At 47.9% G+C, this 12,834-nt stretch carries 7 protein-coding genes; 2 read left to right on the plus strand and 5 right to left on the minus strand.

Annotated elements, in window-relative coordinates:
- Nucleotides 1–28: 28 nt before the first annotated feature.
- The 3 genes from AABK39_RS10350 to AABK39_RS10360 form a co-directional block, all read right to left on the minus strand.
- Nucleotides 29–1,741, minus strand: coding sequence for an amidohydrolase (locus AABK39_RS10350; RefSeq protein WP_338391271.1), 1,713 nt, complete (start codon nucleotides 1,739–1,741; stop codon nucleotides 29–31).
- 353 nt (nucleotides 1,742–2,094) lie between these two features.
- Nucleotides 2,095–3,702 (minus strand): aspartate:alanine exchanger family transporter, encoded by a 1,608-nt coding sequence (locus tag AABK39_RS10355; protein WP_338391272.1) that lies wholly within the window; start codon nucleotides 3,700–3,702, stop codon nucleotides 2,095–2,097.
- Between the two features lie 402 nt (nucleotides 3,703–4,104).
- Nucleotides 4,105–6,201: an elongation factor G gene (locus tag AABK39_RS10360; protein ID WP_338391273.1), complete on the minus strand. Its 2,097-nt coding sequence runs from the start codon at nucleotides 6,199–6,201 to the stop codon at nucleotides 4,105–4,107.
- A gap of 419 nt (nucleotides 6,202–6,620) precedes the next feature.
- On the opposite strand from AABK39_RS10360, the gene AABK39_RS10365 reads away from it, so the two are divergent.
- Complete coding sequence (locus tag AABK39_RS10365) at nucleotides 6,621–7,376, plus strand: tetratricopeptide repeat protein (RefSeq protein ID WP_338391274.1); 756 nt, start codon at nucleotides 6,621–6,623, stop codon at nucleotides 7,374–7,376.
- Between the two features lie 109 nt (nucleotides 7,377–7,485).
- A complete protein-coding gene (locus AABK39_RS10370; protein ID WP_338391275.1) occupies nucleotides 7,486–8,178 on the plus strand; it encodes a hypothetical protein in 693 nt (230 codons plus the stop codon).
- 107 nt (nucleotides 8,179–8,285) lie between these two features.
- Here the strand turns inward: AABK39_RS10370 and AABK39_RS10375 are convergent, their stop codons facing one another.
- Both AABK39_RS10375 and AABK39_RS10380 read right to left on the minus strand, forming a co-directional pair.
- The gene (locus AABK39_RS10375) at nucleotides 8,286–10,889 is read right to left on the minus strand and encodes a DNA gyrase/topoisomerase IV subunit A (RefSeq protein WP_338391276.1); all 2,604 of its coding nucleotides are present in this window, start codon (nucleotides 10,887–10,889) and stop codon (nucleotides 8,286–8,288) included.
- Between the two features lie 47 nt (nucleotides 10,890–10,936).
- Nucleotides 10,937–12,799 (minus strand): DNA topoisomerase IV subunit B, encoded by a 1,863-nt coding sequence (locus AABK39_RS10380; protein WP_338391277.1) that lies wholly within the window; start codon nucleotides 12,797–12,799, stop codon nucleotides 10,937–10,939.
- Nucleotides 12,800–12,834: the final 35 nt, after the last annotated feature.

Here is a 12,834-nt window from a genome sequence, read left to right on the forward strand (position 1 = left end):
TCTTTTCTATAATTCTTTTAAAGTGATATCACTTTGCCCCATAAAGAACTTCTCCACCCACCACAGTCATCTTCACCTTAGCATCCAACAGTTTACTCTCATCGGCACGGACAAGATCAGTGTCAAAAACTGTGAAATCGGCCAATTTACCCACTTCAATCGATCCAATTCTCTTCTCGGCAAATAAAGCGTACGCGGCGTCCAAAGTATAACTTCTGAGCGCTTCAATCCTGCTCATCCGCTGTGACGGTTCGTAGCCTTTCTCAGGCTTTCCTTTCAGCGTCTTGCGAGACACGGACGCATAAAAACACTCAATCGGGCTCACCGGCTCAATCGGAGAGTCGGTTCCGTTAGCCACCCTCGCTCCCGAGGCCAACAGTTTCTTCCAAACATAAGCGCCTTCCTTGATTCTGTCTTCCCCTAACCTGTCAATGGCCCAAGGCCTGTCCGAGGCCATATGAATACCTTGCATGGCAGGAATAACCCCCAAAGCCGCAAATCTGGGAATATCTTTGTTGGTTAGGTGCTGGGCATGCTCAATCCTAAACCTATGATCCACCGTCTTGGCACGGTTACCCAATGCGTTTTCATATTGATCAAGCACTTCCCTGTTCGCCCTGTCACCGATTGCGTGTGTACATATCTGGAACCCGCTTTCCAAGCCTTTTTCGGCTATTTCACCGATCTCTTTCATCGGCCTAAGCGCATGTCCCGTATGGCCAGGCTGATCCTCGTATTCGTTCAGAAGCCACGCTCCACGTGATCCCAAAGCGCCGTCAGCGTACAACTTCACTGAACGAAGGGTAAACCAAGAAGCGCTATCATTCATAGGCCCATTAGCAAACCATTTCTCCAATAACGCGTCATTTTCCCCGTCAAGCATCGCCCAAACCCTGACTCTGAGCGAATCACTTTTTCTCAATTGGCGATACTGGCTAATCATATCCGGTCCAATACCGGCATCCATCACCGCCGTGATACCATTGGAAAGACATTCTTCCATACCTAACCGCAAAGCTTTTCTGGTTTTGGAAGCAGACTTTTCGGGAATATGCCTCATAATCATATTCATGGCATTTTCATTGAACAGACCTGTAGCATTGCCCTTCTCGTCCAGAGTAACTTCTCCACCTTCCGGTTGTCCCTCTTTCGCCAACAAGGCCTCAACATTTGCAATCCGCATCGCTTCTGCGTTAGCGATTCCCGCATGCCCGCTGGCATGACGCAGAAAAACCGGATTATCAGGCGACACTTCAGACATTCGGTTATGAACAGGCATTCCCTCCACCGTCTTTTCCGGTTTCTTGTCCCATTTGTCCTGGTGCCATCCACGGCCAACAATCCATTCTCCTTTTTCGGCTTTTGAAACAGCTACCCTTACCATCTCGACCATCTGGTCATAATTCGAAATGGGAGATAGGTCCAAATCGATTTTCTTAAGCCCGACACCGGCCAAATGCAAATGAGAGTCTATCAGTCCTGGAGACACAAACTGTCCATTAAGGTCTACCTTCTTCGTTTTCGGCCCGATGAATTGCTCAGCACCTTTAACGTCTCCCACATAAATAAACTTTCCGTCTTTTACGGCGAAAGCCGTAGCTTCCGGATTTTCCGAATCCATTGTCACCACCTTGGCATTAACAATAAGTTGATCAGCCTTCGGTGTTTGCTCTTTTGGTGAACATGAAAAAATAAACGCCATGAGACCCAGCGCCATGATGTTCGTTAATATTCTTGTCATGCGAAATTATTTTTGATCTAATCCGATAAAATAAAATGGCGGGAACACTCCCTTCAACAAAATAAAAATTCAAACCTCTTCATGCAAACGAAAGCTAATATCCCGATCTCGGAAAACCGCATATAAGGGCACCGCCCCATTCATGGAAGAAACAAGACAAACTAGTCTAAAAGCAAGGGAAAATAAAACCTTGGGCGGAAACAAGCCGTATAGGTAATTAAGCAAATAACAACGGATTTCATTTAATAAGATTGCCTTCCTGCTTTTCAAACAACAAAGGGAACCGCCACTGCGGTTCCCTTCTTTTGTTATAAACCTGAACCTCACCCATTCGGGTGAACGGCAGGCTTTATCTAGAATAATGCAATCCAACCCAAAATCTTGGCGCAAACGATCAGAATTACCATCGCAAACGGATAAACTGTCGCATAAGCGATCGAAGGTGCGTTACTGTCTGTCATTGAGTCAACGGCGCTAAGACCGGGCGTACTGGTCATACCACCCGTAATCGTACCCAAAAGCGACAGCAAGTTTACCTTAAGGAATATTCTGCCCACTATCACGCTTAGAATCATCGGCATCAGCGTAGTGGCGAAACCTACCAAGAACAGGGTAAGGCCCTGAGATTGAATGGTAGCGACCAAACTCTTACCCGCACTTGTACCGACAGCGGCCAAGAAAAACAACAAACCGAGTTGTCGCAGCATTGCGTTGGCTGGCCCCGAGACGTTCCAGATAATCGGACCGGTCTTTCCTACCCTAGAGAGCATCAACGAAACGAGCAACACTCCGCCGGTAAGACCAAGCTTGAACTCTGAACCGAACAATGGAAACGCGATTTTACCGAGGATAACACCCAACACCAAAATAGCGGCGATCGGCAAGAAATCAGCTTCCGAAAGTTTCTTCTGCTCATTACCGAACAGGTTCATCACAGCGTCGCGGTTATATGTTCCCGACACTACCATCAACTTATCGCCAAAACGGATCTGAGCGTCGCCTGTAGGCGTAATATCGATACCCGATCTACGGATACGCGTCACGGTGGCGTTATAGTTTTCCTGAAGGTTCAAAGATCCGATCGACTTGTTCACCACTCGCTTATTGGTGACAAGTATCCAGTCCACGATCATCAATTCGCTTGTAGGGATTTCCTGGTCTACGCTTTCGCCAACCAACAGTTCCACTTTTTTCAAGGACTCTTTGGTTCCCACCACACGAATCAGATCATCTTTTTCAAGGATCGTGTCTCCAGTCGGAACAACTGTCTTGCCTTTCTTCAACACTCGGGAAACGTTAGCACCGGTCATGGCGCGAACAGCTAATTTGCTCAATGAAAGACCGTGAATGTTATCATTATCAATTTTGAAGTTTCTTGCTTTTAGGCTCGGGTAATTCGCTCTGGACTCCTTCTTGAAAGCTTCTTCTTCCTTCTTAAGATCGATTTTGAAAACTTTCGGAACGAGCCTTACAAACAAAATCACGCCGATAACGCCAAACGGATATGCGATACCATAACCGATGGACGCCTCCGGAGATCCGTTTGTGGCTTCTATCGCAGCCGCCAGACCTGGGGTCGACGTTAACGCTCCCGTAAGCAAACCAACCGCATACTTGAGATCAACGCCCGCAAACCAAGCCAAACCACCGGCTACGATGCTACCCGAAACTACGATCACCCCGGCCACAAGCACCAATTTGGCTCCCTGTGATCGGAACGACTCGAAGAATCCAGGCCCAGCCTGCACACCGATTGTCATTATAAACAGAATCAAACCAAGTGTCTTGAACAATGGCGGCACCGAATAGCCGAAATGCCCAAAGGCCAAGGCTACAAAAATCACAGCCGAGGAATCTAGCCCTATACCCTTAACCTCTATCTTCCCGACCAAGATTCCGATGGCGATGATTACAAAAATCGCAAAATAATCAGTCCGCATTAACGAATCTAATAGCTCCATAAGCCGTACAGTATCTATACCTTTAGTTTTGTCAATAAATCGAAAACTGCATGAAAGCGAAAGTGTCACAAAAAAACACTAATTCGCTTCTTTATCTTCACTCGTTCGCAAAATAACACATGGGAACATTAAGGTTCAAGTGTACACCACACTGCAAAGAATGTCAAGACGAAATGCATGATGACAATCATGATTAGCCTTTTTGTGCGAAAAAATCAAAAACCATTAAAGCCCTATCGATATATTCACATTAAACACGCACAAAAGCGATGAGATTTTATGTATTTGGCAAAAAAAATAAAGGGCCGAAACCGTTCCCGTTCCAGAAACATGAAATAAATCATTCAAAAAAAATGGCCGTCCGTACCCGAACGACCATTTGCAAAGGATTATTTAATATTGTCAAGCCAAAACAACCCCGGCCGGCACCGAAGAATATTTGGCGAATTTCCATGTAAAATCACCCAGTCCCTGTGTCAGCGATTTCAGAGTATTGGCGTATTCGTACATCTCCGCCTGCGGTACCCGGGCCTCGATAAGCTGTCGATTCCCTTCCTGCTCCATACCCATAATCATCGCTCTGCGCGACTGCAAATCGGTCATTACCTCTCCTACCTGTGTCAAAGGAACACCTACGCAAAGGTCCAGAAGCGGCTCCATCAAATGGGGCGAAGACTTCGAAAATGCTTCCCGAAACGCTTCCCTTCCCGCTATTTTAAACGAAATATCATTTGAATCCACCGGGTGCATTTTTCCGTCCATTACCATCACCCGGACATCGCGAATCTTGGATTTCGCCAGAACGCCTTCTTCCATCACCTCCATCACGCCTTTCCGAATGGAGAGCATAAAACGCTGGTCGATGGCACCGCCAACCACACAATTGTAGAACTGGAACTTTCCGCCCCACGGCAAATCCGTCTCGGTCTTTTCACGAACATGCGCCTCTTTCGGCGGTTCTTCCATACCCTCGGTATAAGCGCTCACACGCAACACAACCTCTCCGAACTGCCCCGCTCCGCCCGATTGTTTTTTGTGGCGATAAGTCACCTCAGCCCCTCCGTCTATCGTCTCGCGATACGGTACTGTTGGTTGTTTAAACGATGCTTCAACATTATAAAGTCGCTTCAGTTTCCACTCTAAAACGCTCAAATGAGCCTCGCCCTGCAAGCCAACGATAAGCTCGCGAGTTTCCTGATCAAATTCCACCTCTACTGTCGGATCTTCCTCGGCGATTTCCCGAATCATCTCGCCTAATTTCTCATTTTCCTCTTTTTTCTCCGAGAATACGTGATACAATGACTTTGGCTCCGGGAACACCATCGGCGCCACTTTCACTGGCGATTCCTTCAAACAAAGCGTATCGTTTGTCCGCGTTTTCTTAAGCTTCACCACCGCTCCAATATCTCCCGCCTGAAACTTTTGTACGGGAACCCTTTCATTACCGTCCATAACATAAAGCTGATGGATTCTTTCCATTGTATCCGTATCCGGATTATAAAGGTCCATATTCGGATGAAGCTCCCCCGAAATGACTTTAAGGAAGCTTACACGGCCTAAATAAGGCTCATTAACCGTTTTGTAGACAAAAGCCACCGGGTCCCCTTCCAAATTGTACGGAATATATTCCCCTGTAGAAAGTGGCTCGGGTTTCAAGTCCGTCGCCGACGGCGCTACGTTATCTATAAAGCCCATCAATCTTCCGCTTCCCATATTCTTCTCCGCCGAAACGCAAAAAACAGGAAACACGTCATGGTTAGCCATTCCTATCCGAAGGCCTAACCGCATTTCGTCTTCGTTCAGCTCCCCTTTTTCGAAGTAAAGCCCCATCAATCCTTCGTCGTTCTCGGCGGCCCTTTCCACCAAAACATTATGGAGACGGTCGGCTTTTTCCCTTTCGTCTTCCGGAATCGGCAATTTCTGAGGCTTGCCTCCACCTTCAGGAAATTTGTACATCACCATCTTCAGTAGATCGATGATGGAATCAAAACCCTCGCCCTCGTTTACCGGATACTGCATCAGCACGGCGTTTGGGCCGAAACTGTAACGGACATCCTCCCACGACTCCGAAAAATCGGACTGCGCGTGATCCAGTTGATTGATTACGAAAATCGTTGGTTTGTTAAAAATATTGATGTATTCCCACACCAACTGATCACCTACCTCCACTCCCGCCTTGGCGTTGACCATTATCAGGCAAGTGTCCGCCACCCTTACTGACGAGACCACTTCCCCAGCGAAATCGTCCACGCCCGGAGTGTCAAAAATATTGATTTTGTAATCCCGCCACTCGGTGTGCATCGAAGTGGCGTATACGGAAAATCCGCGCTCACGCTCAATCTCGTGATAATCCGACACGGTGTTGTGTCCTTCCACGCTGCCCCGCCGATCGGTCATACCGGCTTCATACAGCATCGTTTCCGCAAGTGTCGTCTTGCCGGACTTCGAGCTTCCGAGCAAGACGATGTTCTTAATGTGTTTTTGGTCAAAGGTTTTCATCAGGTAGGTATTCGCTTGTTCTCAAATAAAAATTAACACGCCAAATACAAAGGCCCATAAGGGCCCACCGGGGAGCCTGAAACCCGTAAAAGTGATGGGAGCGGGTTCCGTAAAAATATCCGACGACAGAAAGCGCCAATCCCAGCGCTAACGATCGCCCTGTTGCGTCAAGGTAGTGGATTAAGGCAGTATTAACAAATGGGAAAAGGCAAATATTCGCCTAGAGATTCTCGATTCCGCCACATCCGCCCAATTAATATAAAAGAGCAAAACGATTAGGCATAAACTTACGTATATTTGCCAGAACGGAAAGGCCGCAACGGCATCAGGAAAGCGAGCCCTACCCGTGGTTTTCGAGAAGGAAAAACATCCCTTCCACACCATGGAAACGCTCCTTACGCATAGATTACGACATTTTGATGGATATCGCAGAGAAATACAAAGAGGGAATAGAGTTTCTTAAAAAGGAAAAATATGCGGAGGCTACGCAAGCGTTCGACCAGATTCTCGAATCCGAGCCCGAACACTACGAAGCCACCTGCATGAGAGCCAAGGCCTTGGCCAAAAGCGGAAAATTCGACGAAGCCGTTTCCGACTGGCAAACCGCTGTAACCATTCGCCCAAACGATGCCGACGTTTTTTCCGAATTCGGCATTACCCTGCATATGTGTGGCCGAAACGACGAGGCGCTCAAGCACTTTACCCACGCCATTAAACTGGAACCGGAGAACGCTTACCGCTATTCCAGCAGGGCCTTCGTGAAAAGCCGTATCGGCGACACCAAAGGCGCCATCGCCGATTATGAACACGCTTTGGAGCTAGACCCCGACGACGCAATCTCGCTCAACAACAAGGGCATGCTCGAAGAAAAACTTGGCCGTACCAGAAAAGCCAAGGAAAGCTTCGCCAAAGCGGACTCTTTGGATAAGGACAAGCAAAAAAACATTCTGGAAAAAAACCGGAACCCAAAGAAACACGAGCAAAAGGCGCCGGAAACAAAAGGCGAAAGCAAAAGCGTAACGCTAAAACAGAAAGTAACGGAAGAGAAAACGGTACAGGGCCAACCCGAAAAGCTCACTTTCGGCTATTTTGCCAAAACGCTAAAGGACGTGCTCACCTCATCCGAAATACGCCAAGAGTTTATGTCTTTTGTCAAAAGTCTATTCAAAAAATAAAAAAAGAGTCTCTACGTTTTACCTTTAAGGGAAAAAAAGGCGTCCTTAATATTCCCGTTAGTCTCGCTCGGCCACAAAAACGCCGGGCCAACCCAAACCCGATTTTTATATGAAGAGATTACGAGTCTTTATGGTGGCGATTTTCGTCCTGCTTCTGGCCGGTCAAATGGGCGTTGCGCAAAAGAAAGAGAAAATAGACCCGGAAGTCAGCGCACTTTTCAAAACCGCCCAGAAACAAATGGTGGACGGCAAATTCGAGGAAGCCAACGTCACGTTCAGGGAAATTCTCACAAAGCAGAAAACCCTGCCCAAAGACCTGTGCTACTTTTTCGCTGAAACTCTTTACCAGATTGAGCAGTACCAAAACAGCGAAAACTTCCTGAACAAATACTTTGACCTTACCCACGGCCAAGGAAAATTCAATTCGGAAGCCAGAAAGCTGGAGAAAAAACTTAAGAGAAGAATCCGCAGAAACCATTTCTGCCATTACTGCAACGACAAAGGCTACAGGCTTATCGCTTGCGAAATGTGCGACGAGGAAGGTTTTGTAATCGGCAATTGCCAAAGGTGCTCGGGCGCCGGCAATATCATGTGCCCTACCTGCAAAGGCGAAGGTGTGGTAATCAGCAAAGCCTCAAATGGCGAAAACAGCTACAAAGACTGTGACAACTGCAAGCAAAAGGGCTTTATCCAATGCTCCACTTGCAAAGGCAGAAAGAAGACAAAACAGGACTGCCCGAAATGCTACGGCGCAGGTTTCCGCCCATCAGAAAAGCTTTGCGAGCATAGTAAAAATATGTAAGAGAAATTCTTCTCGAACAAAAAACGGGGATCCGAAATTCGGATCCCCGTTTTTTGTCTCGCCTAACCCATCCTATCACGAAGCGGGTTAGCTCATATTATTCTTTCCTAGAACAGGCCCAGCTGATCTTTTTCTTTTTTGGTTCCCTTTGCAGATTTATCCAACTCCACTACATCGCCAGTCGAGTAAGAACCCTTGTCCGTTTTCTTACTTTCCAGCAATGTCGCTTTCTTGATCTTGCCCATTCCCAACTTATTGCCGATCGCTTTCCAGCCTTTCACGGAATCAAGCAGGTCAAAATCATAAACGTTCGTACTTACCTTACGGGTTCCTTGCGGTGTGTAGCTTAGCTCCACCTGTGGCGAGCGGTCCGTAGTAGCCACAACCAATTTGGTCGATCGGGCATCGTTGACGAATTTGAAGCGCTTGTTGAGTGTTGTAGTCTCGATATTGAAACGCTTCACGTAATGGAACTTCGTCTCGCCATCGTAATAGATGGTCGAAAGGATCGTATGCGGATCAAATTTCTCGATCAACATCAAGTCTTTCACCTCATAACGATTGGTGAGCTCGTAAGTGGTAAGCTCGTAAGAACCGTCTTTGTATACGGCCAAAACTTTTTCGTCTGAGAATGTCCCGAGTAGGCGTCCCCTACCGTCGTTGTTGAGTCGGCCAACCAAATCGTCGAACCAGATGCTAACGCCTCCCAAGGTCGAAACGCCTTCGGAAGTTTTCGTAATTCCGTTTTTACGGATCGGATACTTGGTCAGGATATTTCCGGCAACCCCTCTGCCCTTGACTTCCAGATCAGCGAAATCGAAGTCCAAGTTCTTTTGCTTGGCTCCACAACCGGCCGTAAGCTTCACGTTGATGCGCTCGGCCTCTCCGTTGGCATTCGCCGAGAAGTAAAGGACTCTGGATTTCTGCCCGCCCTTGATCAATTCGTATTCGCGATCGCGCGTTACGGTCAGGATCTGGAAACGCTTCCACATGGCGCATTTTTTATCCGCATTGAGATAAACCATGTTGAAAACTTTCCGCTCGTCGTTGCGGCGGAAAACCTCCACGTGAATGATGTCTTTGCCTACGAATACCTTGTCCGCATTTTTGGTGACCACGCAACGTCCGTCGGCGCGGAACACCAAGATATCGTCGATATCGGAGCAATCGCAAACGAATTCGTCTTTCTTCAAGCCGGTTCCCACAAAACCTTCCGTACGGTTCACATACAGTTTGGCGTTGTTGGCTGCAACGGCATTGGCCTGAATAGTCTCGAAATTCGCGATCTCGGTCTTACGCTCCTTGCCTTTTCCGTACTTCTTGATGAGGTTACGGTAATAGGCCACCGCATAATCGATAATATTCGCCAAGTGATGTTCGACTTCCTCTAGCTCGGCGCTGAGTTTGTTCATCAGCTCGTCGGCCTTGAAGCTGTCAAACTTCGAGATCCGCTTTATCTTGATTTCTGTCAGGCGAACAATATCCTCTTCGGTAATATCACGGTAGAAATCCGGCTTGTAAGGCTCCAGCCCCTTATCGATAGTCTGGATTACAGCCTCCCAAGTCTCGCATTCCTCAATGTCCCGATAAATCCGATTCTCGATAAATATTTTTTCAAGAGAAGAGAAAAGAAGTTTCTCTTTCAGCTCCGCTCTTCTAATTTCAAGTTCACGGGTCAACAACTCGACCGTCTGCTCATTCGAACGCTTCAGGATATCCGTCACCGTCATGAACATCGGTTTCTCATCGACAATCACGCAAGCGTTCGGCGAAATCGAAACCTCACAGTCCGTAAAGGCGTAAAGCGCATCGATGACCACGTCCGGTTGCTGGTTCGGCGCAATGGAAATCTGGATTTCCACGTCTTTGGCCGTGTTATCGACCACGCGTTTCACCTTGATCTTGCCTTTGTCATTGGCCTTGATTATCGAATCGATAATCGAGCTGGTAGTGGTTCCGTAAGGAATTTCGCGAACGACAAGCGTTTTCTTGTCCTCCACCTCTATTTTGGAACGCACGCGCACTTTTCCTCCGCGTTGTCCGTCGTTATAATCGGAAACGTCAATTTGTCCGCCCGTCAGGAAATCCGGATAAACGGCCACTTTCCTGTTCCTCAACAAATCGACAGACGCTTTCAGCAACTCCACAAAGTTGTGCGGAAGCACTTTGGTAGAAAGTCCTACGGCGATACCTTCCACGCCTTGGGCCAAAAGCAACGGAAATTTCACCGGCAAAGCCACCGGCTCATTTTTCCTTCCGTCGTAAGACAGTTGCCACTCGGTGGTTTGGGGATTGAACAACACCTCTCCCGCAAACTTCGAAAGGCGCGCCTCAATATACCTTGGCGCAGCCGCCCTGTCTCCCGTCCGGACATCGCCCCAGTTACCTTGCGTCTCGATCAGCAGATCTTTTTGCCCAAGGTTAGTGATAGCGTCACCGATCGATGCATCGCCGTGCGGGTGATACTGCATCGTGTGACCGATGATGTTGGCCACCTTGTTGAAGCGCCCGTCGTCCATCTCCTTCATGGAGTGCATAATCCGGCGCTGTACGGGCTTGAAGCCGTCGTTGATTCCCGGAACGGCGCGTTCCAGGATCACATAGGAGGCATAGTCCATGAACCAGTCCTGAAACATGTCGTTCAGCGAGACGGCGTCATGGATTGTTTCCTCGTTGTTATATTCTTCGGATGAATTTTGGTTCTCTTCCATTTGATCTCTCCAGCAAAAAAACTAACACGAAAAGCGAATCCGCCCTGTCAGGCTTCTTCCTCCACCAAATCTTTTTCCACTTTCAGGTTATCGATGATAAAGCCTTGTCGCTTAGGCGTATTCTTGCCCATGTAGAAAGTCAGAACATCTTTGATCGATGTGTCTTTCTTCAGAATCACGGGCTCCAAACGGATATCATCATTGATAAAACCTCCGAATTCGTCAGGCGAAATCTCACCCAAACCTTTGAATCGCGTGATTTCCGGCTTGCCTCCCAACGATTTCACCGCTTTCATTTTCTCTTCCTCGCTATAGCAATAGTGGGTTTTCTTCTTGTTTCTCACCCTGAAAAGAGGCGTCTCAAGAATAAAAAGGTGCCCTTGCTTCACCAAATCCGGGAAGAACTGCAGGAAGAAAGTCATCAACAGCAAACGGATGTGCATACCGTCCACGTCGGCATCAGTGGCGATAATCACTTTGCGGTAGCGCAAGCCTTCCAATCCGTCCTCAATATTCAAGGCGTGTTGCAACAAGTTGAATTCCTCGTTTTCATACACCACCTTTTTGGTAAGGTTGAAAGTGTTAAGCGGTTTTCCCCTCAAGCTAAATACCGCTTGCGTCTGCACATCGCGCGCTTTGGTGATCGACCCGCTGGCCGAGTCGCCCTCCGTAAGGAAAATCATGGTGTCCTCAGCCGATTTCGATTTGGCGTTATTGAAGTGCTGACGGCAATCGCGAAGTTTCTTGTTATGCAGATTGGCTTTCTTGGCCCTTTCGTTCGCAAGTTTCTTTATGCCCGAAATCTCCTTCCGCTCCCTCTCCGACTGCAAAATTCGCTTACGCAAAGCTTCGGCCGTATCAGGATTCTTGTGCAGATAATCGTCAAGCTCTTTCTTTACGAAATCATTAACGAAAGCGCGCATTGTAGGGCCATCCGGACCTACGGCTTGCGAGCCGAGTTTGGTTTTGGTCTGCGACTCAAAAACCGGCTCCATAACCCTAACCGAAACCGCCGCAACTATAGCGGAACGGACATCGGCAGCGTCGAAGTTTTTATCGTAAAATTCCCTAACGGTCTTCACCAAAGCTTCTCTCAGCGCCTGCTGGTGCGTTCCGCCTTGGGTAGTGTATTGGCCGTTTACAAAAGAATAATATTCCTCTCCGTATTGGTTTCCGTGCGTCATGGCGATTTCTATATCGTCGCCACGCAGATGAATCACGGGATAGCGGACTTGCTCCATATTGGTTTTGCGGGTCAGCAAATCCAACAGGCCGTCCTTTGAGTGGTATTTCACTCCGTTGAACATCACGGACAAGCCGGCGTTCAAGAAAGCGTAATTCCAAATCTGGTCTTCCAGATATTGGGGAATAAACCTGAAATTCTTGAAAACACTGTTGTCGGGCTCGAAAACGATTCGCGTACCGTTTCCTTCGTCGGTTGGCTCTATCGCACTTTCCTCGATCAGTTCGCCCCTATTAAATTTGGCCCACTTGGTTTTTCCGTCGCGGAAAGCCTGTACTTTGAAATATGTGGAAAGGGCGTTCACTGCCTTCGTACCCACACCGTTCAAACCTACTGACTTTTGGAAAGCCTTCGAATCGTACTTTCCGCCCGTATTGATTTTCGATACGCAATCCACCACTTTTCCCAGCGGGATACCGCGTCCGTAATCCCGAACCACAACCCGGTGGTCCGTAATTTTTATCTCGATTTTATCGCCATGGCCCATCACGTACTCGTCGATACTGTTATCGACGATCTCCTTGACCAACACGTAAATACCGTCATCTTGGGCCGACCCGTCGCCCAATTTACCGATATACATACCGGGCCTCAGCCTGATATGCTCCTTCCAGTCCAGCGACCGGATACTGTCTTCCGTATAAGTTGCCTCTACTTTCTTAGCCATATATGATCAGTCTCTGCGCTTCCGAAATAAGTTGC

The sequence above is a fragment of the Fulvitalea axinellae genome (assembly GCF_036492835.1).
GTDB classification, from domain to species: domain Bacteria; phylum Bacteroidota; class Bacteroidia; order Cytophagales; family Cyclobacteriaceae; genus Fulvitalea; species Fulvitalea axinellae.

What these genes read in the sequence shown, in the direction of transcription:
- AABK39_RS10350 (WP_338391271.1), bottom strand. Translation starts at nt 1,741, where the DNA reads ATGACAAGAATATTAACGAACATCATGGCGCTGGGTCTCATGGCGTTT.
- AABK39_RS10355 (WP_338391272.1), bottom strand. Translation starts at nt 3,702, where the DNA reads ATGGAGCTATTAGATTCGTTAATGCGGACTGATTATTTTGCGATTTTT.
- AABK39_RS10360 (WP_338391273.1), bottom strand. Translation starts at nt 6,201, where the DNA reads ATGAAAACCTTTGACCAAAAACACATTAAGAACATCGTCTTGCTCGGA.
- AABK39_RS10365 (WP_338391274.1), top strand. Translation starts at nt 6,621, where the DNA reads ATGGATATCGCAGAGAAATACAAAGAGGGAATAGAGTTTCTTAAAAAG.
- AABK39_RS10370 (WP_338391275.1), top strand. Translation starts at nt 7,486, where the DNA reads ATGAAGAGATTACGAGTCTTTATGGTGGCGATTTTCGTCCTGCTTCTG.
- AABK39_RS10375 (WP_338391276.1), bottom strand. Translation starts at nt 10,889, where the DNA reads ATGGAAGAGAACCAAAATTCATCCGAAGAATATAACAACGAGGAAACA.
- AABK39_RS10380 (WP_338391277.1), bottom strand. Translation starts at nt 12,799, where the DNA reads ATGGCTAAGAAAGTAGAGGCAACTTATACGGAAGACAGTATCCGGTCG.